Annotated in this window: 19 protein-coding genes; 12 read left to right on the top strand and 7 right to left on the bottom strand. The window is 43.3% G+C overall.

Annotation, left to right across the window (positions count from 1 at the left end):
* The first annotated feature begins 236 nt into the window (after positions 1–236).
* From PGR74_RS14155 to PGR74_RS12190, 7 genes are all read left to right on the top strand, one after another.
* Positions 237–506, top strand: coding sequence for a fibronectin type III domain-containing protein (locus PGR74_RS14155; protein WP_442985419.1), 270 nt, complete (start codon positions 237–239; stop codon positions 504–506).
* Positions 507–613: 107 nt separating this feature from the next.
* The gene (locus tag PGR74_RS12215) at positions 614–1,723 is read left to right on the top strand and encodes a hypothetical protein (protein ID WP_270517276.1); all 1,110 of its coding nucleotides are present in this window, start codon (positions 614–616) and stop codon (positions 1,721–1,723) included.
* A gap of 227 nt (positions 1,724–1,950) precedes the next feature.
* Positions 1,951–3,453: a histidine kinase gene (locus PGR74_RS12210; RefSeq protein WP_059025303.1), complete on the top strand. Its 1,503-nt coding sequence runs from the start codon at positions 1,951–1,953 to the stop codon at positions 3,451–3,453.
* Positions 3,454–3,607: 154 nt separating this feature from the next.
* Positions 3,608–6,178, top strand: a complete 2,571-nt coding sequence (locus PGR74_RS12205; protein WP_110688848.1) for a zinc-dependent metalloprotease — start codon at positions 3,608–3,610, stop codon at positions 6,176–6,178.
* 62 nt (positions 6,179–6,240) lie between these two features.
* A complete protein-coding gene (locus PGR74_RS12200) occupies positions 6,241–9,567 on the top strand; it encodes a SusC/RagA family TonB-linked outer membrane protein (RefSeq protein WP_041504640.1) in 3,327 nt (1,108 codons plus the stop codon).
* Positions 9,568–9,580: 13 nt separating this feature from the next.
* Positions 9,581–10,939, top strand: a complete 1,359-nt coding sequence (locus PGR74_RS12195; protein ID WP_270517275.1) for a RagB/SusD family nutrient uptake outer membrane protein — start codon at positions 9,581–9,583, stop codon at positions 10,937–10,939.
* Between the two features lie 136 nt (positions 10,940–11,075).
* The gene (locus tag PGR74_RS12190; protein WP_041501893.1) at positions 11,076–11,810 is read left to right on the top strand and encodes a LytR/AlgR family response regulator transcription factor; all 735 of its coding nucleotides are present in this window, start codon (positions 11,076–11,078) and stop codon (positions 11,808–11,810) included.
* A 421-nt stretch (positions 11,811–12,231) separates the two neighbouring features.
* On the opposite strand, the gene PGR74_RS12185 is transcribed toward PGR74_RS12190, so the two are convergent.
* A complete protein-coding gene (locus PGR74_RS12185; RefSeq protein ID WP_059025305.1) occupies positions 12,232–13,242 on the bottom strand; it encodes a YeiH family protein in 1,011 nt (336 codons plus the stop codon).
* Between the two features lie 541 nt (positions 13,243–13,783).
* Here PGR74_RS12185 and PGR74_RS12180 point away from each other — a divergent pair.
* Genes PGR74_RS12180 through PGR74_RS12165 form a run of 4 tightly spaced genes read left to right on the top strand, consistent with a single transcriptional unit; the run spans position 13,784 to position 21,292 of the window.
* Positions 13,784–17,182, top strand: coding sequence for a SusC/RagA family TonB-linked outer membrane protein (locus tag PGR74_RS12180; RefSeq protein ID WP_270517274.1), 3,399 nt, complete (start codon positions 13,784–13,786; stop codon positions 17,180–17,182).
* Positions 17,183–17,200: 18 nt separating this feature from the next.
* The gene (locus tag PGR74_RS12175; RefSeq protein WP_270517273.1) at positions 17,201–18,820 is read left to right on the top strand and encodes a RagB/SusD family nutrient uptake outer membrane protein; all 1,620 of its coding nucleotides are present in this window, start codon (positions 17,201–17,203) and stop codon (positions 18,818–18,820) included.
* An 18-nt stretch (positions 18,821–18,838) separates the two neighbouring features.
* Positions 18,839–19,591, top strand: coding sequence for a DUF4843 domain-containing protein (locus tag PGR74_RS12170; RefSeq protein WP_270517272.1), 753 nt, complete (start codon positions 18,839–18,841; stop codon positions 19,589–19,591).
* An 18-nt stretch (positions 19,592–19,609) separates the two neighbouring features.
* Complete coding sequence (locus tag PGR74_RS12165) at positions 19,610–21,292, top strand: PKD-like family lipoprotein (RefSeq protein ID WP_270517271.1); 1,683 nt, start codon at positions 19,610–19,612, stop codon at positions 21,290–21,292.
* 97 nt (positions 21,293–21,389) lie between these two features.
* Here PGR74_RS12165 and PGR74_RS12160 read toward each other — a convergent pair whose 3' ends face one another.
* The 6 genes from PGR74_RS12160 to PGR74_RS12135 all read right to left on the bottom strand — a co-directional run bounded on the left by PGR74_RS12160 (position 21,390) and on the right by PGR74_RS12135 (position 25,316).
* A complete protein-coding gene (locus tag PGR74_RS12160) occupies positions 21,390–22,007 on the bottom strand; it encodes an outer membrane beta-barrel protein (RefSeq protein WP_059025310.1) in 618 nt (205 codons plus the stop codon).
* A 38-nt stretch (positions 22,008–22,045) separates the two neighbouring features.
* Complete coding sequence (locus PGR74_RS12155) at positions 22,046–22,708, bottom strand: DUF4136 domain-containing protein (protein WP_041501899.1); 663 nt, start codon at positions 22,706–22,708, stop codon at positions 22,046–22,048.
* Positions 22,709–22,866: 158 nt separating this feature from the next.
* Positions 22,867–23,259, bottom strand: coding sequence for an ExbD/TolR family protein (locus PGR74_RS12150; RefSeq protein WP_070807428.1), 393 nt, complete (start codon positions 23,257–23,259; stop codon positions 22,867–22,869).
* A gap of 71 nt (positions 23,260–23,330) precedes the next feature.
* Positions 23,331–24,023 carry a MotA/TolQ/ExbB proton channel family protein gene (locus tag PGR74_RS12145; protein WP_059025311.1) on the bottom strand — a complete coding sequence of 231 codons (693 nt, stop codon included), beginning with the start codon at positions 24,021–24,023 and terminating at the stop codon, positions 23,331–23,333.
* A 115-nt stretch (positions 24,024–24,138) separates the two neighbouring features.
* A complete protein-coding gene (locus PGR74_RS12140; protein WP_041501902.1) occupies positions 24,139–25,032 on the bottom strand; it encodes a LysR substrate-binding domain-containing protein in 894 nt (297 codons plus the stop codon).
* A 119-nt stretch (positions 25,033–25,151) separates the two neighbouring features.
* Entirely contained in the window at positions 25,152–25,316 is a 165-nt protein-coding gene (locus PGR74_RS12135; protein ID WP_270517270.1) for a hypothetical protein, read from the bottom strand.
* A gap of 219 nt (positions 25,317–25,535) precedes the next feature.
* On the opposite strand from PGR74_RS12135, the gene PGR74_RS12130 reads away from it, so the two are divergent.
* Positions 25,536–26,144, top strand: coding sequence for an ATP synthase subunit E (locus PGR74_RS12130; RefSeq protein ID WP_041501903.1), 609 nt, complete (start codon positions 25,536–25,538; stop codon positions 26,142–26,144).
* Positions 26,145–26,166 lie beyond the last annotated feature (22 nt).

The following is a 26,166-nucleotide window of genomic DNA, read 5'->3' as shown; positions in this document are numbered from 1 at the left end:
TCTTTCAATCTATACTTGTTGTTATTTGGAATAAAATTCAAAGGAATTTATTTGCAAATAACATATTTTTTTAACTTTACAAGTGATATGTTTATTATGAACTTATACACTTTACGATTATGAAATCAAAAAAGTTAAAATTAATCTTGACCGTATGTATCGCTCTAACCCTTACGACTATTGCTACTGCCGCAGTGTATGTACTTTCTCCTCCTTCGCCTCCTTGAGCGCTTCGGATTGATGATATAACGCCAACCAGCTGTAAACTAAGTTTTTCACCGCCTGCAGATGATGGCGGATTACCTGTAACAGATTATATTATTGAAGTTAAGGATGTGCGTTTGGATTTATCTTGGGAAAGCTATGATTCAGTTACCACGACTGAATGTGCAATTGGGGATAGAGAGTCGGGTTCTCTTATGAAAATTCGAGTTAAAGCTAAAAATGCGGCTGGACTAAGCGATCCGTCAGATAAAATAGTGATACGATTTCCAAAAGTAAACTAAATTTATAATCATGAAGAAGAGGTACCGATTTTTATGGCTTTTGTTCGGCATTTTTATTTTCGATAGTCACCTTGCCGTTTGTTCTTCTCCCCCCTACGCGTTTGGACATGAAAAGGGATTTCACGGTGGTTGAAAAAGTGGAACTGAAGCCTTTCAAAACATACGACGGATTAAAAGCATGGCATACCTGGATCATCGACGGCTCCCTGCTGTATGTCATAGACCATGATCCCAAGTATGATTTGGGAACTTGTTATGATTTCAACACGGGCAAGAAGTTATCCGTGCTTGCAAAACACGGGAAAGCTCCATACGAATTATCCGATTATATATCCTACAAGACCATTCACGTGACAAAAGATTTTATCGTGTTTGTGCCTGCTGAAACAATGTTAAAGACGGTTTCTCGTAAAGCCGTTTATACTCGGGAAAACGCGATAAAGGTTTTCGCCAAAAAAGATATGATCAACAATGTTCCCGTGAAAGACAGGAAAGTGATCATTCCCGCGTTTCCGGACAGCGTTTGGGTAGAGCAGGCGACGATCCTCCCGAACGGGGCTATCGTGGCGATAATGCCTCCTCCTGCTCCGGACTTGCAAAAACTGGAAAAAGATGCCCGAACGGGTATGGAGAAGAAAACCCTGATGGTTCTCGGTCAGAAAGGGGTAACCTATCGCGAAACACTCCCGGGTGACGGTTTCCCGGAATATAATCCTTCACTTGGTTCGAAGTTTACACCGTACGTCACGATGAAACGTTCTAACGCGAGAGGTCTTTTTAGAACGAGAGGCAACGATATGGCTGTTTTCGCCGTGGATGGTCAATTCATGTTATACACGTTCGACGTGACCACGGGTAAGGTGGTGAACGAGAAGAGATACACGCCGGTTCAATACGCTAATGAAGAGTTCTGTTTCTTATCAACCAACGACATGCGGCAGAGTATTTTAGCCATGGAAGCGAACGACTCGTACATCGTGTGCAAGGTGGGTGGTTATTTTAATGCAGAAGATAAAGAGTATGAAGTGTATAAAGAGGCCATTTTCGTGTTCGACTGGAACCTGAATCCGATCAAGCGTTTCGATTTGCCCGATTTAGGTCCCAAGGGGTACTTTTCGATATCGAATGATGCCCGCTCGGTGTATTTCAATGATTACGCGGCCGAAGAGGATGAGTTCTTTAAACTCACGCTGCATAAAGCGGATTTAGCGTTATGATTTATCATTCGGGCGGCCAGACAATGGCCGCCCGACTTTTGAGAAACATCGTCTGTGCAACAAAGCGTCGTGGCATGATTTGTCCATCTTTTTAATCCTCCGATCATTATATCATTCAATCCCAAAAATTCCTTAATCTTTTAATCATTAACCAACATTTGTCATTTGTCATTTTTTTCTTTTATCTTTGATTTCAAATGAAGTTTAGGACCAACAATATTATTTTGATGGGCTTTGTTTTATTAGCCCTTTTCCTTGTGGCCATTTATTTGATCGGAGACAAGATAGGTTCCGTATGGAATCGGTTGAGTAATGATTTTGTTATGGATCAATGTCGTTATCGTTCGCAAACTATTGCTTATGAATTTAAGAAGACGGAGCAATTGCAACGGGTAGTCCGGGAATTTTTTACTTCCAAAAAGTGGCAGGAGGAGGAGGAGTTGTTTTCTTCTTTGATGATTATACCTCAATTGGACACGAAACTGAGCCGGATATGGTATTTTGTGGATGGAGAGAAAATATTGAATGTATTGGATAAAGATACGACCTCTTTTTATAAATATAAATTGTCGGAAAGGAAGCAGTCGGAATTTAGAGAGATGATAGATACGCTCCAGAATGATCGTTATAGCGGGACCTATAATGATGCTGGAAAAATTTATTGGACCACGGTAGATGTTATTAGGAATAAAAAATGGGGAGATGTGCTTTTAGGCTTTGATATCTCTTTACCGGATCTGCATACCTATTTTTCGGAGATAACGGCCATATTCCGGAGTTATGTTTTTATCGTCAATGAAAAGGGTACTATTCTCTCTCATCCGGATGAACGTTTATTGGGGCAAAAGCTGATGGAGAAAGAAGAGTTGGATTCGATAAAGCAGGTATTGAAAGAAAAGAAGGAGTTGCGTATTTTGGCGAACTCTGCTTATTTGAAGGTTCCTGTGGTAAGGGTCTATTTTCCGTTGGAAGTAGGAAATGAACGCTGGATCATAGGAGTGAATGTTCCTCAATTTGTTTATAGCGAACAAACCGAAGAATTCCATCGTTATGCTATTATTATCGCGTTGATTACTATTTTGATATTTACGGTGTTACTCTTCCTCGCGCAACATAAATGGCGAAAGGAGTATCGGTTGAGGCGTAAGGTGGAGCGGGAGTCTGTCGAGTTGAACTTGCAACAGTTGAAAAATCAGATCAATCCTCATTTTCTTTTTAATTCTTTAAATTCGTTGAGTGCTTTGATTGGAACCGATACGGTATTGGCCAAAGAATTTGTTTTGAAGTTATCAAAAGTATACCGTTATCTTTTGGAAAAAAGAAATGTCAGTTTGGCCACCGTCAGAGACGAATTGGAATTTACCCGTCAATACTACTTTTTACAGAAAATACGGTTTGGCGAGTCTTTGGAGTTGATATTCGATATCGATTCCGATGTATTCGACCTGAAGATCCCGACCATGAGTCTGCAAACGTTGGTCGAGAATGCGATAAAACATAATCAGGTAACCGTACAAAAACCTCTCTGGATAAAAATATACGTGTTCGACGATTGTGTCGTCGTTGAAAATAATTACCAGCCTCGTACCGAATCTACGGTTGAATCGATAGGTGTAGGCTTGGAACGTATTCGAAAAATGTATGAATTTTACGGGCGTTCCGGCTTTGAATTCAGTAGTACAGGTGCTTATTTTATATGCAAATTGCCGTTGTTAAGCGTTGATTCATAAGGAGAAACAATGAATTTTCGTTTCGTGGTATTTTTTCTGTTATTCACTCCTTCATTTTAGGCATTCACTCCTTTTTTATTTCGTTTTTTTCAATAATAGGGTATTATTGTAAAAGATGAATAGGCTCATGATAACTATTATAAAGACAAAAACTATGATTACAACGAAAACCTTTATTGTATGTATGACGGTATTGACGTCGTTTTTCTTTCTTCCTGCCGAAGGAGCGGTTAGAAACAGGCATAAGAAAAAGGAGGTTAAAACGGATACTGCGGTTACCAAAAACAAATACGATGAATTATTGAATAAAGCCAAGACGGCGGAAGGTATGATAAAAATTCATACAGTCGGTAATGACTATTATTTTGAGATAGCCGATTCTTTATTGGGACGGGATATTCTGATTGTAAACAAAGTATCCGGAGTTCCTGGAGCTTTGAATGACGCCGGACTGAACAAGGGAATGGAGTACGATGACAAGATTGTTCGTTTTTATAAGGACGAGGCTTTAAATAAGGTTTGGGTAACGACCTACGACCCGAGGGTAAGCGTTCCGGAGGGGGATGCAATCAGTCAGTCGGTCAAAGATAATTACCGGGAGTCTGTGATCGAATACTTTCCGATCGAAGCTTATGGAAAAGATTCGACGACGGTCGTATTTAAAGTGAACAAGATTTTTGACGGTAGCGAGAAAAGTATAAATGATTTGTATAATAGTATCTCTTTGGGAACGTCTGTAAAAAGAGATCTATCGAAGATATTGAGCGTGAAAGTTTTTCCGAAAAATGTGGTGGTAAAGGCGTTAATGACGACGCAGGTGACAGATGGGGCCGTTTCGGTCCCATTAACCGTTGAAACGACAACAAATCTTGTGCTTTTGGATAAAGAGCCGATGAAGCCCCGTTTTGCGGATCCGAGAGTTGGTTTTTTCAGTACGGAACGTATTTATTTTAATGACAAACAACAAGCGGTGGAACGACGGGAGCTTGTACATCGTTGGAGATTGGAACCGAAACCGGAAGACGTGGAAAAATACAAACGGGGAGAGTTGGTTGAGCCGGTGAAACAAATTGTATTTTACATCGATCCGGCCACGCCGAAGCAATGGCGTGAGGAGATAATAGCCGGTGTTTATGACTGGCAGGCGGCTTTTGAAGCGGCCGGATTTAAAAACGCCGTTGTTGCCAAAGAAGTGCCTGCCGATGCGACGGATTTTGATATCGAGGATGTACGTTATTCTGTAATCACTTATGCCGCTTCGGAACAGGCAAACGCGATGGGACCTTCGGTTGTCGATCCTCGTTCCGGAGAGATTATTGAAGCGGATGTGGTATGGTGGCATAATGTAATGAGTCTGTTACATACCTGGATGAGAGTTCAGACAGCAGCAATCGATCCGAGCGTCCGCGGAAATAAATTGAGCGATGAACACATGGCAAGTGCTATTCGCTTTGTTTCTTCCCATGAGGTAGGACATACCTTCGGATTGAAACATAATATGGGAGCCTCCTCTTCTTTCCCGGTAGATTCGTTAAGATCGCCCGAATTTACGTCTAAGATGGGAGGTACGGCAAGTTCCATTATGGATTACGCTCGTTTTAATTATGTGGCGCAACCGGAGGATGGCGTAACGGAGATTACCCCGAAGATCGGCATGTATGATAAGTTTGCCATTCGCTGGGCTTATCGTTGGTTGGATGTTGCGACTCCTCAAGAGGAATTACCTGTTTTGAACGATTGGATACGGGAGCATGAGGGCGATCCGATGTATTGGTACGGAGAACAACAAGATCCCCGGGATCCGATCGATCCCCGTTCTCAGGATGAAGATTTGGGAGACGATATCGTGAAAGCCAACCGTTACGGAATAAAGAATCTGAAACGGATCGTTCCCCATATTCAGGAGTGGACGGAGGAAGAGGGACAAGGTTATTTCGAGGCAGGTAAATTGTTGATGGCCGTGATTAATCAATGGAAAATGTACGGGGATCATGTAACGGCAAATGTAGGGGGGATTTACATTAACAATCCCGTAAAAGGAAGTTCGGAAGACCGTTATATTCCCGTGCCCAAAGGCATCCAGAAAGAGAGTGTAAAATATCTTATCGAAGAGGTCTTTACGGTTCCCGAATGGTTGTTCGGAGCGGAAGTATGGAAAAAAAGCTACCCGATACAATCGGGAGTCGAATACTCTCCGTACACGGTTGTCAGGGAGTTGCAGTACGCTACTTTTTATAATTTGTTGAAAGACGATCGTTTGATGAGAATGTATGATGCGGAAGCGACTTTAGGTAGAGAGAAATGTTATACACCGGAAGAGTTGTTTGCCGATTTGCACAAAGCTGTTTTCAAAGGAACTTTAGCCGGACGTAGTTTGTCCGTTTATGAACGTATGGCTCAAAAAAATTATATCGATGCCATCATCGTGAGTTCAAACAAAGCAGTAGAGAAAACTACGAAAAAGGCTCTTCGCGGGGATGAAACAGGGTGTTGTTTTGCATCCCGGAGGCCCGCTTTCACGTTAGATCTGCAGGAAGATGTACGGATTCGGGTGTTGCATTTCTATTCCATGGGAAGAGTTTCCGAGGCCGTATCTGTGAAACGGGGAGAGTTGCTGAAGGTATTGAAATTGGCGGAGAACCGTCGTGCTACGGGTGATGTGGCGACACGACACCATTATGAGGACTTGATTATACGCGTAAAAGAGGCGTTGAATATGCGATAATAGAAAAGAATAACCAAGATGTGTACTTGCGTTCAGAAAACTACAATTTAAAACAAACGAAAATGAGAAAAATTTTATTGTTAATTGCTCTGTTCTGTCCGCTTATGATATTTGCCCAAAAGGACAAGGATATCAGAATAATTAAAGGCGAGGTGTTGGATTCGATCACCAAAGAACCTTTGATTGGAGCGACAGTATTTATTGACCCTGAAGCGGTCGAGGCGAAAAATTTCACCCCGCAGGGGACGGCTACGGATTTGGAAGGTCGTTTTGAGATGAAGTTACCGAAAGCGGTGAAATACGTGATGGTTAGTTATATAGGATACCTTACCCAGAAGGTGGATGTCAGCAAAGGAGAGGATTTTAAGATTCTTCTGAAGTTGGATCAGAAGCAGTTGGATGAAGTGGTCGTTTATTCGACCGGTTATCAACAGTTGGATAAGAGAAAGGTTACTTCTTCGATGGTAAAAGTGGATATGGACGATATTAAAAGAGTCGGGGTTGCCAGTGTCGATCAGTTGTTGGAGGGACAAGTTGCCGGAATGACGTCAATTCCTACGAATGGCGCTCCGGGTGCTCCTAATAAAATGCGTATCCGCAGTACGGTTTCCTTGACCGGAAGTACCGATCCATTATGGGTGATGGACGGAATGATTCTGGAGGGGAACGATATTCCGGCCAATTTTAGTGATAAAGATAATATTGACGAACTGTATAATACTTCCATCGCGGGAGTGAACCCGGCGGATATCCAGGATATCACGGTATTGAAAGATGCCGCGGCTACGGCTATTTATGGCGCTCGTGCCGCTAATGGAGTGATCGTTATTACCACTAAAAAAGGTGCTAAAGGTAAACCGAGGGTAAACTTTTCAGGAGGTGTTTTTTATACCTTGAAGCCGGATTTGGGTAAGTTGAGGTTGATGAATGCTTCCGAGAAAGTGGATTTTGAACTGGATATCGCTTCCCGGAGTGATTTGGATTATAGGAGCGAATACGGGGAAGTTTCCCGTATCTTGTCCCGGTACGGTCAATTGGATGCTCTTCGTCAGAATGGTTTCAGCGGTATATCCTCTGATGCTCAATCGGAGATAAACGCGTTACGTAATATCAATACGGACTGGGGAGATGTGATATACCGGAATGCCGTGAACCAACAATACAATTTAAGCGTATCCGGAGGTTCTGATTTAGCCAGATACTATTTTTCAGGAGGATATTATAACGAGGAAGGAACAACTCGCGGTACCGATTTCGAACGTTATAATTTAACGATGAAGACCGATTTCGATTTGTTTAAAAATTTCAACGTGGGAGTCTCTTTGTTCATTACAGACAGTAAAAGGAAAAGTTATTTGACCGATGCAGACGCTTTTATTAATCCTGCTTATTACTCTCGTACGGCCAATCCGTATCTGAGGGTAAGAGATGAAAATGGAGACTACGTGTATGATAAGGATATAGAGGGATATAGCGGACGGCACTTGGATTTTAATTTTGTCGAGGAGATGAACAATACCGATTATACCTTGAAAAACCGTTCCATAAAGCCGATGATCTCTATCGATTACAAGGTGGCTTCCTGGTTAAAACTGCAAACTCAATTCTCTATGCAGTTGGAACATACCGCTTCGGAAAAGATTGCCGATCAAAATACCTATTATGTTAGAAAATACAGGGAGAAGGCCAGAAATGGCGAGGGAGTCTCTTTCTTGCCGGATGGAGGTATTATCCAGAATGCGACGACGGATATGAACCAGTATCAGTGGAAAATTCAGGGAGAGTTCGATAAGGTTTTTGCCGATAAACATGCTGTCGATGTGATGATGGGATTGGAAATGCGGGGAAGTAAAACAACCGATATTCAAACGAAAGGCTTCGGTTACGATCCGAACTCTTTGACGACCAAACCGCTGGTATTTCCAGAGGGAAATACGATGATAAACGATGCCTCTTTCCGTCAATATAAGAAGACGTTCAATGAAGATCGATTCCTCTCTTATTATATGACGGCATCCTACACGTATGATTATCGTTATACATTCTTCGGAAGCTTGCGTTATGACGGATCCAATATGTTCGGTGTCGACCGGAAATATAAATATTTACCGTTGTGGTCTGTTTCTGCTGCCTGGAACATCAATCAGGAAAGTTTCTTAAGCAACGTGGAGTGGATATCCGATTTGAAATTAAGAGCCTCTTACGGAATTCAGGGGAACGTAGATAAAAATACTTCACCTGAGATTGTGGGAGAATGGGGCAACATAACGATTCTTCCCGGGAATAACGAGTCCAATATTACCGTGAGTTCTCCGCCTAATCAATATTTGCGTTGGGAAAAAACAAAGAACTGGAACGGAGGATTGGATGTAGCCGTCTTGAATAATCGGATCGCTCTCAGCGTGGATGTATACCATCGGGTGAGTGATGATTTGATCGGTATACGGGCTTTACCCGGAGAAAACGGTTTTAACTACTCGACGATGAACTGGGCGAAGCTGACCAACAAGGGATATGAGTTTTCATTGTCTACGGTTAACGTGAAGACCAAAGATTTCAGATGGGCTATGGATTTCAATATCGCTCATAATAAGAGTAAAATCAATAAAATCAACGTAAGGGAAAATTCGTACGAACCTTCAAGAGAGGGTTATTCCGTGGGAGCTGTATTCTCTTTGAAAACAGCCGGATTGGACGAGAACGGTTTACCCGTATTTTTGAATAAGCAAGGAGAAAAAGTTTCATTCTACGATTTTTATGGATTGGAGTACGGATATATGATGGGAGGCTTTATTCCTTTCCTGAAAAGTAATTTGACGGCGGAAGAATACCGGAATCTGTTTACCTATGAAGGAACAACGGAACCGAAATTTACCGGGGGATGGATCAACCGGTTCTATTATAAAAATTTTGACTTGACGGTATCCGCTTCCTTTATTTTGGACCAGACCGTTCAGGAAACCCCGTTCTACAATCCGACTTCGACCTCTCCGGGACAAAACTATTCCAAGAAAATGCTGGATGTGTGGTCTCCGAGTAACCCGAACGGGAAATACCCCCGGATTTTAGGAACAAACACGGAGGGAGCGGATAATTGGGCTTACCAATGGATCGGAGGAATGGACCAGGGTTCTTCTTTTAAAAATTATGATATCTGGTTTAAGCAGATGAGCTATATGAGAATCAACAGTATCCGCCTGGGATATACAATACCCGAGAATGCCATGAAAAGGATCGGTTTTGCTTCCGCGCGGGTAAGCTTCGAGGCTCGTAATCCATTTGTTTTCGGCGGAAGTTATAAAGGGTATTTCGATCCGGAGACCTATGGAAGTATGTATGCTCAGCCGTTGGCAAAAACCTTCTCTTGTGGCCTTGATTTAACATTTTAATTAGGAAGAATATATGATGAAATATATACAATATATCGTAGTTTCACTGGTTCTGTTTACATCATGTAATTATTTGGATGTGGAACCGGTAGGGAAAGTGATTCCTGATGAGATTTCCGAGTTTCGTGCATTATTGACCACGGCTTACGGTACTTATCCCCAATATAAACGTTTGTTGACGGTTCGTTCGGATGAAGTTTTTCCGGATGCGTACGGGTTATCCTACGAAGACCATATTGACCTGGCGACTTGGAATGACGAAAATCCGGATCCGATTACCCCGACTTATCCTTGGACGGATGCCTATAAGACGATATTTTATGCCAATAGTGTTATCGAAGGCGTGATGGATGCCAAAGAGGATGTGAAAACGGATACGAGAGAACAATTATTGGCAGAAGCCTATTGCCTGAGAGCTTACGTGCATTTCGACCTGTTGAATCTTTACGCGAAATGGTATACCCCGGAAACTGCAACTTCGGACAGAGGCATTCCGCTTTATTTGACGATAGATATCGGACAGGAATTCGTGCCTTCAAGCGTAGAGAATGTATACAAGCAGATCGTATCCGATATCGAGGAGGCCGGGAAATATATGCAGGTAGAGGAACAGCCTGCGGCTACTCGTTATCGTTTTTCCAAGAAATCCTTAAAGGCTTTTGAAGCAAGGGTACGTTTATATCGGGGCGAATGGGAGTTGGCACAAAAAGCTGCCGAAGATATTTTACCTCAATGTCCTTTGGAAGATATTGTAACAGGGACGGTAAAACCTTGGACAAGCGAGTCTAAGGAGGCTATCCTTTCTATGGAACAAGTTTCCAGTACGGTGATTCGGGAGGATATGTATGTTTTGGATAACGTTTTGAGTAAATACAATATGGATAAAGAGGGTGAGGTATATAAAGATGCGCGTATAGGACTCTATCTACGACCCGGTTATGCAGCCGCTTATGCCGGAAAAGGAGGGACACAGGGAGAAAAGGTAAGTTTTCGCAGTTCGGAAATCTATTTGATTGCCGCAGAGGCTGCAGCTCGCCAAGACGGTAAATTGTCGATAGCAAAAAGTTATTTGTTGACTTTGCTGAAAAATCGGTTGCAAAATAGTTATTACAATGAAAAGGCTACTGAAATTGAAGCTATGAATCAACAACAATTGATCGACGAGATCATGAACGAGCGTGCCCGGGAATTGATATTCGAGGGACATCGTTGGTTCGATTTGCGGCGTACGACTCGCCCCGAGATCGTGAAAGTTTATTTTGATGCCGATTTTGATATGCATACGGCTACGTTGCAACAGGATGATCCTAAATATATTATTCCGTACCCGGAGGAGGCTATCCAGAATAATCCAAATTTGGGTGGAAGATAAGTAGTAATTAAAAACCAAGAGGGAAAAGCAGTGAACGAAAGTTCACTGCTTTTTTAATTTGCGATTGTCAATCGTTATTATTTTATCTATTTTTGCGAATAGGGAGGGTAAAGGCTCTGAATTAAAATCGATGGATATGAATGCTGTTATCATTGAAGATGAGTGTTTGGCTGCAACTGAATTGGAAACACTTTTAAAAGAGGTTGCTCCGGACATTAAAATAGAGGTGAAATTAGATTCGGTGGCGGATAGTGTGAAATGGTTGAAAAAGAACCGGACGGATTTGATTTTTATGGATATTCATTTGGGTGATGGACAAAGTTTCGATATTTTCGAGCAGGTAGAGATCCATGTTCCGGTCATTTTTATTACGGCTTACGATGAATATGCCTTGAAAGCTTTTAAATATCAGGGAATTGATTATATCTTAAAACCGTTCGACAAAGAGGAACTGCAACGGGCCTTGTCGAAATTAGGTACACTTCGTTCCGATTCAGCCCCTTTCCCGACAGCCTCCTTGTCTGTTTTTCAGGAGCGTTTTCTGGTAACCGTCGGTGCCAAGATGAGATCTGTTGCGGTGCAGGAGGTCGCATATTTTATGGCAGACGGGAAGTACCTTATCCTTTTTACCCGGGATGGACAGAACTATATTCTGGATCAGACCATAAGCGGCATAGAAACCAAGTTGAATCCCCTTCATTTCTTCAAAATAAACCGGAAATTTATTATCAATTTTGCGGCAATTAAAGAGATGGTTCGCTATTCCAATAGCCGGATCAAAGTTATTTTGTCGCCGCTCCCTCCCGACGGTATAGAATCGATTGTCAGTACGGATCGAATACAAGAGTTTAAGCAATGGTTAAACAGATAAAAGAATGACAATTTACAATCGTCAATCTTTTTAATCTCTTAATCCCCAATCACTGAATCCTTTAATCCCAGAATCTTTTGATTCTTCAAATCGTCAATCTACAATCGCAAGGGATAACTCCTCGGGGCGGGGAGGTTCTCGTCGGTCGTGTAGTCGATTTTCGTTCACTACCCTCCGGGACTCGCTACGCTCAAACAATCCGTCGGGTGGGCGTTCCGAAACTCGAACCCGACACTCGCCGTTCACTATTTATACCCCTTCGTTTTTCTCCCTTCCCCCTTTAATCAATTGTAAATTTTAAATTGTAGATTGTAAATTAATTTTTGATTTACGATTTATGATTAAGATTCTGATCTTACCCTCTTTAAATCGTCAATCTAAAATCCGAAATCGTAAATCTTTTTAATCTCAGAATCTACAATTAAATAAGGTATGGACTTAAATATTTTACTAATAAATAACCGCCGCCTAAAAGCCAGACATAGAGGACTAATGCCAGAATAAACGGTTTTGCTCCTGCTTTTTTAAATTTTTCAATACTCGTTTCTGCCCCGAGGGCCGTCATGGCCATGGTTAATAAAAAGGTATCGAAGTCATTGATAAAACCGATGACCGGTTGAGGCAAGAGGTTAAAAGAATTGAATCCGATCACGATCAGAAAACCGAAAGCGAACCAGGGCACTGTTATTTTCTGTCCTCCTGTTTGTTGTTTGTTTTTGTTTTTTCTGGCACGGGCTACCAAATAACTTACGATCAGTAAAACGGGAACAAGCATGATGACCCGGATCATTTTGACGATAATGGAAACGGCCGCGATCTCTTCTCCCATGGCATTTCCTGCTCCCACGACGTGAGCTACTTCATGCAGCGTTGAACCGGTATATATTCCCATTTGTTCGGGATTTAAATCCACGATACCGCTTTTATAGAGCATGGGGTAGATGAACATGGAGATGGTTCCGAAGATAACGACAGTAGATATGGCCACGGCCGTTTTGTAAGGTTTGGCTTTTATGGTCGATTCCGCTCCCAGAATGGCGGCCGCTCCGCATATTCCGCTTCCGATAGAGGTCAGCAAAGCTATGCCTTTATCCATTTTGAGCAATTTGCCGATAAGTACGCCTCCGTATATCGTAATCGTTACGACGACAGCATCGATCAAAATGGCCGGTAATCCTACGGCTACAACGTTTTGAAACGTCAGCCTGAATCCGTATAAAATAATTCCTAAGCGCAAGATTTTTTTAGAACAAAATAAGATTCCCGGGACCCACGTTGCCGGTAATCTGTTTCGTAAACTATTGGCATATAGCATACCTAAAATAATACCCACGATAAGGGGGCTAAAAGACAGTTTTTTTACGAAGGGAAATTCACTGATGTAAAATGCTGCACAGGAGAATAAGGCGATCAACAAAACGCCGTGGAGCATATTGCCTCTTTTTTCACTTAATTTCATTGTATTGTACTTATTAATATTGTTGGTTTAATCTCTTTTAAAAGCCGATGCGAAGAAACTAAATTTTTTTACGAAACATAAGATATAAATTGTTATTCGGTATAACTTTTATTTATGGAGAAAAGATAAAACAAGAGGATATGACAAGTGCTTTTCTATTTGAGAATCTCGACTCTTTATTTTATCACGAATATAATAAATTGATAATTAGTGATATAATATATTTTTTATAAAAAAACGAGTTTTTCATTCCCCATAAAAACGGTTTTTTGTGTTATATAAGTAGTGAGCGATGAGTCATTCTTAAAAGGATCGTTTATTGATGTTATGCTTTTTTTGATATAGAACTCCCCGATACTTCCTTAAAAAAACGCCATTAACTCTAATTACTAAATAGTTAACAAATATTCACGTAATATCCATACTTGTTGTTTTGTCGTGTCAATAAACGATGGTTTATAGCCATTCTTTGATGTTCCTTTTAATTAAGTTGCATAACTAAAACAAACAATTTATGAAGAAAATTCTGACATTGTGCCGGAGGTATCCCGGAAGATTAAAAAAAGAGGGAGTCGTCTTCGGTTGGGTATTATTATTCGTTTTGTCGGGTGTATTGAATGTTCGCGGGGCGGAGAGCTTCAAACTCGATCGAGAGGTGAAATTGTCCATGAAAAATGTTTTTTTGAAAGATGTCATGTGGGCGATAGAACACCAGACTAAATTCATTTTCATGTATAACGAAGAGGATCTGGATAAGGTCGGTAAAGTGAATGTCGAGGTACGGGCTTCCGATATCGAGGAGATTTTAAATGTTTGCTTGAGAGGTACGGGGTTGACTTACGTGATTCAGGATGCCGTGATCGTGTTGAAACCCGTGATAGAAGACAAGAAAACCAAGAAAATCAAAGTTGCTGGAAAGGTGACTGACGAGAAAAAAGTACCCTTGCCAGGGGTCACGGTATTGATAAAGGGGACGACTTTGGGAACGGCCACGGGTGTGGATGGAAAATACTCCTTGTCGTTACCGGACGTAAAGAGTATCACGTTGGTATTTTCCTTTTTAAGCATGAAGACCCAGGAGATCAAATACACGGGGCAGGACACGATTAACGTGGTCATGAAAGAGGATTTGCAGAAGTTGGAGGATGTGGTGGTAACCGGTTATTTGAAATTGAAAAAAGAGAGTTTTACCGGGAATGCGACGACCGTGACAAGAGATCAATTGCTGAAAGCCAATAATAAGAACGTTATTGCAGCGCTTCAAGCGTTCGATCCCTCTTTCCGGATCAAGGAGAATAAACTGTTCGGATCGGACCCGAATGCCCTACCCGAGTTTACGATCCGGGGTGAAGGAAGTCTCGGTATCGAGCGGGGACTGGATGTGGAAAAAAATCGTCGAACACAACGTACCGCGTTGAAGGATAACCCGAATCTGCCTATCTTTATCTTAGACGGGTTCGAGGTTGCCGTTCAGAAAATATACGATATGGACATGAACCGGATCGAGAGCATGACCATTTTGAAAGATGCGGCAGCCACGGCCATGTACGGTTCCCGGGCGGCCAACGGGGTCGTCGTGGTTACCACCGTACCTCCTGTACCCGGAGAGTTGCGGGTATCTTACAATTTTACCGGGGGAGCGGAGTTCCCGGATCTTTCGGATTACAACTTGTGTAATGCCGAGGAGAAGCTGGTGGTGGAAAAATTATCCGGAAAATACATTCAGGAGGATGGCGACGCCGGGATGCAATTATTAAAAGACCTTGCTTACAACGATTTGGTAAACGAGGTACGTCGCGGGGTAAAAACCGATTGGTTGGCCCAACCCCTGCAAAACGTGTTCAATCACTCGCATAGTTTGAATGTTTCCGGGGGAGTGGAAAGTATCCGTTACGGCTTGGACCTGAATTACGGGACGCATAACGGGGCGATGGCCGGTTCTTACCGGGACAATGCGGGGGCCGGTTTGACGTTGGATTACCGGAATAAAGGGTGGTTGCAGATCATGAATTCCGTTTCGTTTAACGTGACCCGGTCACAGGACTCTCCTTACGGGTCGTTCGATACTTATGCCAAATTACAACCCTATTACGCTCCTTATTCAAACGACGGGGAGTTGTTGATCAGGCTGAAGAACGATGAGGTTAACCCGCTTTACAAGGCCAAGCGATTGGGAAGCTACACGGGGAGGTCGCGTTTGAACGATTTGACCAATAATTTCAGTATTAATCTTACGATTTTACAGGGTTTCACGTTTAAAGGTCAACTTTCGTTGACAAAAACCGATTCGGAAACGGAATCTTTCCGCGACCCGAAGGACCCTTTTTTCAGCACGGCTCCGACCCGGGAACGGGGTGTTTTGTCTGTTTCCGACGATAAAAGTTTTAACTGGAATGTAAATGCCATGTTTTATTATAACCGTTCAGTCGGGAAACACTTTATCAACGCGACGGCGGGTTTAAACGTGCGGGAGACTCACGGGAAGAGCACCTCTATGCGGTACAAGGGATTTCAGTTGAGTAATTTGCATTCTCCGACCTATGCGGCCATGCAGGACGGTAAGGCAAGTGTCTCTTCCGACAAGAGTCGTTTGTTGGGGATTTTAGCTTCCGTCAACTACTCCTACAATAATATCTACCTGTTCGACGGTTCTTTCCGTTTGGACGGGTCGTCCAAGTTCGGTAAGGACAAGCGTTTTGCTCCCTTTTGGTCCGTCGGGGCGGGTATGAACGTGCATAATACCGAGTGGTTGAAAGATCATTGGCTGATCAGTACCTTACGGGTGCGGGGAACTTACGGGGTGACCGGTAACGTGAATTTTCCCCCTTACGCGGCCATCTCGACCTATAAGACCTCGGACAAGTGGTATTACGCCACCCCTTCCAATACCCTGATCGCCTTGGGCAACCCGAAGTTAACCTGGGAGAAGACCTATACCGTGGATTTCGGAATGAACTTAGGGTTGTTTAACGAGCGGTATTGTCTTGAATTCAGCTATTACCGGAAAGATACTAAAAATCAATTGGAGCAACTCTCGATACGTACCTCTTCCGGCTTCTCCGGTTTTTACACGAATGCCGGTTCTGTCAGGAACAAGGGATTCGAGATCAAGGTAACAGCGACTGTTTTACAGACTCGGGATTGGACGGTGGCCCTGACCGGAACTTTAGCTTCCAACACGAATAGAATCACGAAATTGGGACAGGAAGCCGAGCGATACAACAAAAATATTCAGGATTTTCATAATAGTAAAAATGAGGAGGGAGGAGATGGTGAATATAAAGAGTTGCTTTATATTCCTTTAACCCAGTATTACGTGGGAGCTTCCACCACGGCCATTTACGCGGTTCCATCTTACGGTATCGATCCGTCGAACGGGCAGGAGTTGTTCCGGAAAAGAAACGGGAGAAGTACCTATGTCTGGAACGCGGCGGATGAGGTGGTCGTGGGAGATAAAAGCCCCGATGCGCAAGGATCTTTCGGGATCAACATCGGTTGGAAAGGTTTCTACGTGAATACCACTTTCCTTTACCAGTGGGGAGCGCAGGATTACAACGAGACGTTGATCAAAAAAGTGGAAGAGGCGGATATCGACGGGGGAAACGTGGATCGCCGGGTATTGACGGAGCGTTGGAAACGGCCGGGCGATATCGCTCCTTTCTTTGATTTGAAAGCGAGAAAACAGACACAGCCGACTTCCCGTTTCGTTCAGGACAATGATTACGTGGCATTTAGCGGCCTTTCCTGTGGTTACGATTTCAATCAGGAGCTGATTCGTAAATTCCGCTTGACCTCCTTGGGGCTGCGTTTTAACGCGAACGATATTTGCCGGTGGTCCACGATACGGCAGGAACGGGGAACCAGTTATCCCTATGCCAAGAATTACAGTTTTACCTTGACGTTAGGTTTCTAATTTTAAAATGAAAGGATCATGAAAATAAAGATACAAATCATTCTTTTGATCTCCGGGCTGTTTTTCGGTTCTTGCCGGGATTGGCTCGATCTGCAACCGGAAGGAGAGGCAACCAGTGACGAGTTGTTTACTACCGGCGACGGCTACCGTTCCGTTTTGGCCGGGATCTATCAGGCTATGACGTCCAAAAATTTGTACGGGGTGGAACTTCAATTCGGTATCGTGGATTGTATCTCCCGGCAATACACTTGGAATTGGCAATACTCGGACGACGGGAAAAGCATGTATCGGAGCGCCGGTAGTTTCGACTATTACAATGTTTCGTTAAGGCCGACTATCGATGCGATTTGGAAAGACGGCTTTAACGTGGTGGCCAACGCGAACAATTTGTTACAAAATACGGAGAAGGCCTCCCCGGACCTGTTTGCCGGGGGAGAGACGGAGCGTAGATTGATCATGGGCGAGGCCTATGCCTGCCGGGCTTTGATGCATTTCGATATCGTACGGCTTTTTGCCCCGGCTTTGATCCATGACGACGGAGAAAAGCGGGTTCCTTACGTGGAAGCGACGCCCAATATCCAGCCCGATGGAATCGCGTTAAAACCTTTTCTCGAAAAGGTGATCCGGGATTTGAAAACCGCCCGTGCGCTGACGATTGAGTTCGATACTTCGGCTTTGGGAATGAGCATGAGCGCTACCGGGAAAACCCGTTTCGAGGGCATCGTGGAATCCGGAATGGAGGGGTTTAATAAAGAGAACACGATAGACGGTTTTTATACCGGGCGGGGATACCGGTTGAGTTATTACGCCATTACCGCTTTGTTGGCAAGGGTGTACCAATACGCCGGTATGTACGAGGAGGCTTTCCAGATGGCGGATACCGTGTTGAAATTTAAAGCGAAAGGGGTGAACGGGGCTTCTTATGACATGTTTTCCACCGAACAGTTCTGGGCGATCCAGAATGACGATAACGAACGAAAGGAGGATTTGAAACTCACCTCCAATCTGATTTTTGCTCTCTATAACGAGGAGGCTTACAACGACTATAACCTTGGAGATTTTTTCCGGAAAGAGGCCAGTGGAATGACACAAGGCAATTGGCTCGCCCTGGATGAAAGAAAGCAAAAGATATTTCTGAACCCGAGTGATTCCTATGACGAGTCTCAGATGGATATTCGTTCCCGCTATCTTCTGTTTCAACCGGGAGGTTTATGGGGATATAAAATATCGGCCAAATGGTATTGTAGCGACGACACGAAAATACGCCAGAAGAATGTTCAGATCCTTCCTGTTATCCGGGCCACGGAGATGCGCTACATTATGGCCGAGAGTTATGCCCGTAAGGGGCAATTTGCCCAGGCATACGATATCTTAAATACCGTTCGCCGCAACAGAAGTACCTCTGCCGATGTCGGAGGAGGTGTCTGGGCCACGATGAAAGATCTTCCTGTTACGACGGATTATGCCTCTTTTCAACGGGATTTGGTTCGCGATGCGCAACGGGAATGGATATCCGAGGGACAGTTGTTCTATCTTTACAAGCGCTTGGGAACCAAGATATTTATGCAAGAGGGAGAAGAACGCGAATTGAGTAAATCCGAATATATGTTTCCGCTACCGGATAATCAGAGTATGTAATCTTAAACGACACGAGATATGAAAAGATATTTGTTATACAGTATGGTGGTTTGGATCGCCTTTTTTACGGCTTGTGAGGAACAGTATATCGAGCCTTTCGGAGACCGGCACGAGGTGTATTTTAAACGATTTTTTAAAGACGAGGCGGCACCCGGAACAGCGAAGGCCGACTCCACGAACGTGACCTTCTTTTTTGCCAAGCCTACGGACACGTTCGTGATGGCTGAGCTGGTGGTAGTGCTTGCCGGACGCCCCCTGGCCAAGGACTTGCATTTCGGGTTAAAAGTGGTGAAAGAGATGACCACCGCCAACCCGGACGAGTACGAATTGGCGGATTCCTACACGTTTCATGCCGGTCCGATCCCGGAGGATTTGGATATGTTTCAGGATACGATTCGAATCCGGATGAATAAAAGCGGCCGTTTGGGCGATATGGAGAATGGGGTACGTCTGGTCGTGGAGTTAGTACCGGGCGACGGGTTAGCCGTGGGACAGTTCGAGCGTTCCCGGGCGGTAATCCATTTCACGAAAGACGCCGTGAAGCCGGAGTGGTGGGACCGGGAGGTGGAATTTTACTCTCTGGGCTTCTATTCGTCTCTAAAATACAGGACTTTCTTGGAGAATATCGAGGGGGCGTACGACTTGAACGCGGAGATGGTCAGGGATCGTCCGGATAAGGTCCGGAAATTGGTTATCGCTTTTAAAGAATGGTTGGCCGACCATCCGGTATGGGACGAAGAGAATAATGAATGGATGTCTGTTAATGTTTAACGTGTTAAATAAGATGGTATGAATTATATAAAACTATGCGGTCTGTTGTTTTTTCTTGGCTTTTTGTCGGGATGTTTTAAGGACGAGGGCAATTATACCTATACGGAGCTGAACCCTCCTCAATGGATACAAGATTTTAATAAAACACCGGAGTATATATCCGGTTGGGCCGGTAAGGGAGAAACCATGGTGTTCCACGGGAGTCGTATGTTTACCTGGGGATCGGATTCCGCCGCTCGAGCGAAAGAGGTTCGTTACGAGTGGAAGATCGCCGGTGTCGTGATCGGCGATCAGCTGGATATGGAGCTTCCCACGGATTCGGTGTTTCAAAAGTTGGGTTTGGATGCTTATACCAATTCGAACGCTATCTGGGGAACTTTTACGGTGATCGAGAAAGAGACAGGCGTCTCCTTCCCGGCCCGCCTGTATGTATCGATTTATTCTGCTTTTGCCCCGAATGACTGGTTTATCTTGTCGGAAGACGGAAATGACACGAAGTTTTCGGCTATCTGCCGACGGATCGTGACGGAACAGGGCAAACAAAAAGTGGTGTATGTGTTAAAGGACAACGCTTACGAGGAGATCAATCACGGAAAGCTCCCCGGTAAACCGGTTCAGCTGGGTATGGAGACCGCCCGGGATATCAGCCCGTCGGGAGCCTGCGTGGTGATCACGGACCAGGTGGCTTACGAGGTGAATATCCAGAACATGGAGAAGGTGGGGGAGGTAAAGGATCAGTTTTTGGACGGGACACCCCCGAATTTCGTGGTTTCCGATTTACGGGAAAAATCTCCCAATTATCCCGGCCAAGACGGAGCCTGTATATTTGTGGCCACAAAAGACGGCAGGGTGTTTTATCGAATGAAGTCTCCCAATTATTTGGGAGGACAATACCTGACGGAACCTTACGTGATAGACGACAGAGGGTATAAAATAACCAAGTTCGGGCATTCTAAGTACGGGGGAGTTATACCCTGTTACGATGAAAAAAACCGGAGAGTGGTGATGGCGACGACCTGGCGGGACGGAGGGTCTTTCCCGGGAGACAACCCTTCCATATGGCGGACGCGGATGGTTCCGATAAAAACACACTATAATGTACCCGTGTCCGGATTTCCCGAAGGTACGGAGGTGTTGTATTTGACGGAAAAAAACCATATCAGTTGGGGATATGGCGGAACGACGCTCTTGTTTACCGTCTATTACAACGATCCCACGATGGAGAATCGAACGTTGGTCGGAGATTTTTCTTTCAGCACTCAAACTGAAGCAATAACCCGTACGACCTTCGAGCGTTGGTTCTATCTTCCGGTAAGACTGGATGCCTCTTCGGTGTTTTTGGTAAGTGCCAATAACCGTCCTTCACTTAGCTATAATAAAAAGGCCATGTACCGCGATTTTTACACGGTAGGGAGCAAACTTTATTACCTGCAACGCTCAACTTCATGGAGTGCAACTGAAGATGCGAATCAAAGAAAATTTATGACCTTTAACGCCACCTTCCCTTCCAAGATTACGGCTTTGGCGTATGCTTTTTACCAAACGGATCAGATTTTCGTGGGGTGTGAGGACGGAAGTATCTATTGTTACGATATCAATAATATTGAAAACCCGAGACTGTTGTTCCAGAAGAAATTAAACGGGAAGATTTCCGTGGTAAAACAGATCGGTTGGCATACCAGTAATCACGATTGGTATTAAAAAATTCCGGTATGTTGCATTTGTAGATTATGAAAAGAGCTGCCGAAAACTCGGCAGCTCTTGATTGCTTAGTTGTTTTTGTATAGAGTTTTGCGTTTTAATTAACACCTTGCAGAACAATACCTACGCTGATGGCAAAACTTTGTGTCGCGGGAATTCTGCCGTTTCCGGCTTTGGTGCCGTAAGAATATCTGAATCCCAAGTTAAAGGCGAATTGATCGTTTAATTCTATCAAAGTTCCGATTTCCGGGGCAAAGGCGAATTGCCATCTGGACTCCGTCGAAGAGAACTGTCCCACGTCTAATTTCAATTCCGTCCAGCTCGTACCGATTCCTAAACCGAAATAGGGTCTGAAAAGAGTGTTGCTTTCCGTGAACCAATAGCGGCCGATTGCCATAATGGGTACCGTATTTACATAACGGTATTGATGACCGGTAATGGTGTGTATATCGCTATTTCCTTTAAAGTAGAAATCTGCTGTTTGTACACCTTTGTTTTTGTAAAACGTGTTCCAACCCACCATACCTCCGATAGAGAATTGTTCACTTAAGAAATAGTGGTATTCCAAATCAATACCTCTGAAGCTCATTTTACCCGTGAAGTCGTTGATTTTTCCGATTGGAACTGACATCTGGTAGTTTAAATTCAGCATCTGTCCTTTTACAAGGGGACTAAGACCGAATAATATCAATGATATAAATAATAGTTTTCTCATAATCTTTTGCTTTAAAAATTGACAATAAGGATGTTCTTTTACTGGGCGTTACCACTTTTCAGGTAAGGCGATTGAGTGAAGCATTGATTAATAGTGGAGGTCATCCGGTTCAGAATAGATTGCTCAGAACCTTGTAAAATTCCGTCGGCTACGCCGCTCCATAGAACGGGAACTTTTTTAGTACTGGTCGTCGTAGCATCGGTGGCGATCATATCAATCACGATAGATCCGCTTCTATAGGAATAGACAGCAACAGGATACCACGGGTAAGAAGGACCCCAACCCGGACCCCAACCTGAACCCCAAATCCAATTCCATCCTGGATACCATCCCCAGTAATCATACCAATAGTTGGCTCCGTAATAGTAATTTACATTTGAGAAGGCAGAAACCGTCACGATAAAGCTCGGTTGATTTATCTCGGTTTGCTCCATGTAGGTATATCCCTTATCTTCAAAATTTTTCTTTACCAAATCTAAAATTTGGGCATCGAACTTGTGATTGGGAGTTTCTCCCTTAGCCACGAAATAAACAATCGTATCCGGGAGTGAAAAGGTGGTGTACTTCGTAAAATCTGCACTCTTGTCATAATTCGTTATGGCAACATCCATCTCATCCACGTCATCCGCACCTCCCGGATAACATGAAATCATCAGCTGTGCAAACAATCCAATGAAAGATAATAATAATAAACGTTTCATACTTAGTTAGTTTTAGTTTAACAATTGTTGCTATTCTATAATTCCAATGTGTTATAACAAGTGTTACCATTAGCACTTGTTTGGTTGTATACGCTTGCCTTAACGATTGGTTTCAGAAAGCAGAATTTTTTTTTGAAAGAGGATAGGAGCGATCTGCCTTATTCCGGGGTAGTTGCTATAATCAGGCGGTAGTTGTGATCTTTGGCGATATTCATTACTTTGACGATCTGTTCTAATGGAACCGACTTGTCCGCCTGCAAGGAAATACAGGGTTTGTCCTGATCTTTCAGCTCTTCGACCAACTTACTTTCAAGCTTGGAAAAAGGAATTACCTTTTCGTTTAGGTAGAAAGTATGGTTTTTATCGATAGAAACAACCGTAACCGGTTTTTCAGAAGTCTGATTTGTACTTTCGGGTAATTCCAGGCGTAAAGCATTGGGGTTAATCAGTGTCGAGGAGACCATAAAAAAGATCAATAGCAAAAACACGATGTCGGTCATGGACGACATGTTAAAGTTCGGATTTATTTTGCTACTGCGTTTGATGGACATAATTGATTTAGTGATTTAGTGATTCTGTGATTCTGTGATTTAGTGATTTAATGATTGTGTGATTAAAAGGTTTAGTGATGGGGTGATTCCTGTTTTTTTAACCGGATCAGCAGGTCGATGAGTTCGGAGTTATACCGTTCCATGTGCAGGACGATTTTATCAATCCGGGAAACTAAGTAGTTATAAGCCAGGTATCCGATGATCCCGACGATCAATCCGGCCACGGTCGTGATCATGGCCGTATATATACCCCTCGACAACAGACTGATGTCGATATTGTTGCCGGCCATAGCCATGTCGTAGAATGCCTGTACCATTCCGACGACTGTTCCCAAAAACCCGATCATGGGAGCTGTACCCGCGCAGGTCGCTAAGGTCGCTAAGCCTTTTTCCAAAGTTGCCACTTCGTAATTGGCCGTATTTTCCATGGACTCGCGAATCTCTCCCGGCGCCTCCTGTCTCAATAGAATACCTTTTCTTATGATTTTGGCCAAAGGGGTATTTTCCGTATCACAGTCGGTTAAAGCTCCTTCTATGTCTTTTTTTTGTATTTTTTCTTGAATCAGTTGCATGAATGCTTCATCTCCCGTTCCTGTTTTCCGAAGAATCCAAAATCTTTCGCAAGCGATGTAAATGGCGATAATCGATAGAATAAAGATAGGGATCATTAACCATCCCCCTTTGACAACCAACCCCCATAGGCTCATATCCATATCTGCCGCTTTTGCTGCCGGGGCCGCTATTTGTATTATCCAATTGTTCATGCACTTATTTTTTGATAATCTTTCTTAAAAGTGTTGCGAAGATAATGTGGTTTTTGCGAAAACACAAATTCCCTTATGGAATTGTACGCGCGGATTGGGAGGGACTATCAAAGTACTACCAACTCTTTTTCTTGTTTTTTACACAATATTGCAATAATTTATTGGCGTACGGATCTAAATAGCCCTGTTTATGAATCGCGTACAATTCCCGGGAGATTTCCAACTCTTGTATATCGATGATTTTTAGTTTTCCGGAAGCTAACTCTTCCCGGATGCTGAACACGGAAACGAGAGCATAGCAATCCGAATGTTTCAGGTATTGTTTGATTCCTTCGGTTGTTCCGATCGTAATCTGCTGGTTCAACTCTTCCATGCGGATATTTGATTTGGCTAACTGTTGCTGAATGATTTTATAAGTTCCGGAACCGTTTTCCCTGAACACGAATTTCAGTTGTTTTAGTTCTTCCAAGGTGATGACCTCCTTGCTCGGGTTCCGGGTTGAGGTAACCAATACGATCTCGTCCTGTAAAAAAGGTATGTAGTGAATATCCGGTTCGGAGGGAGATCCTTCGATAAAGGCTAACTGGATGTTGCGGTGTAGGATTTCCTGTTCGATCTGGTTGGTATTTCCGCTGATCAGGTTAATCCTGATATGCGGGAAACGCTCGCGGAACGGGGCTAACATTCCCGGTAAGATGTATTGTGACAGCGTCGTGCTGGCACCGATAGACAGAGTACCGGAAAATTCATGTTTCATTTGATGGATGCCGAATTCGATCTCCCGCTCTTTATCCAATAAATCTTCACTTTTTTCCAATAAATACTTTCCTGCCGGAGTCAACACGAAACGTCCTTTTTCCCGTTCGAAAAGAGTGACTTCCAATTCTTTTTCCAACTCTTTTATGCTTTTGGATATGGCCGGCTGGGAAAGATGCAGCTCTTCGGCAGCCTTTGTCGTGCTCAGGTATTTTGCCGTGTGATAGAATATCGTGAGTTTGTGATCTAACATAATGAGTCGAATTAAATTACGCAACGCGAGACTTTTTAACCGGTTTTGTTTAACAGAGTCCTTATTTCAGGTTTTATTTATTCGAAACAAATATACTATTTTCAAAATAACTGCTGATCTTATGATCGGTATTTCTCCATTAAATTATTCACGTTAGCACTTTGGGACGGGGTTAAAGTGCTATCGAATCGACTTTTCTGCATGGTCGACCACGAAAGCAATAGATGGAGAAATAAAAAGATTTCATAAACTTTATAAGCACCGCAAACGTTATCTATATTCATGTATTTTGATTTTTGGTATGATATTTGAAGATTAGGATTATCCGAATTATTAGATTCGATCTGCTTGGCGGTTAGAAGAAATCAGCGATTCGGCGTGTTAATTTTCATTTGCTTTTCCCGATAATTTTTAATACCTTGAGGCCGTTTTTTCAGAGAGTTAAGAGACAAAGAAAAGTTAAAAAATGGGGATGGAAAAATACTATTTCAATACACATATATATGGAGAATAAATTAGATGTTTTAACGAAGAAACTTTACGACGAGGGGGTGGATAAAGCACGTCAGGAGGCGGATGAGATCCTCGCGAAAGCAAGACAAGAGGCCGAGAAGATTATAGCCGAGGCCAAGGCTAAAGCAGACGAAATGCATGCTACAGCCAATACGGATATCAGTAATTTGAAGAAAAAGGCAGAATCCGAGATGAATTTAAGCGTGAGACAAGCGATTGCCGCGTTAAAATTGTCCGTTACGGAGCTGATTTCGGGGAAAGTTGCCGGAGAGATGGCAAAAGTCGGATTTGAGGAGAAGACATTTGTTCAGGAGTTGTTGATGACAATCGTAAAAAAATGGGATATCTCATCCGGGAATTTAAATTTGGAAGTGATCCTTTCGGATGATGAGAAAACTCAATTTGAATCTTTTGTTGCGACCAAATACAAAGAACTTCTGGATAAGGGCTTACGTGTAAAAGCCGGCAATGTGGAAGGTGAATTTGTTATTCAGCCGAAAGACGGAGGTTATCAGATTACTTTCTCGGAAGAACTGTTTGAGGCATTCTTCTCTCAATACATGAGGAGTTTCACGAAAGAACTTCTTTATAAAAATTAATGAATCATGAGATGGTGTGATT

The sequence above is a fragment of the Sanguibacteroides sp. AM78-02pH3A genome, from assembly GCF_027666085.1.
GTDB classification, from domain to species: domain Bacteria; phylum Bacteroidota; class Bacteroidia; order Bacteroidales; family Marinifilaceae; genus Gabonibacter; species Gabonibacter massiliensis.
This window is presented reverse-complemented; position numbering and strand designations above follow the sequence as displayed.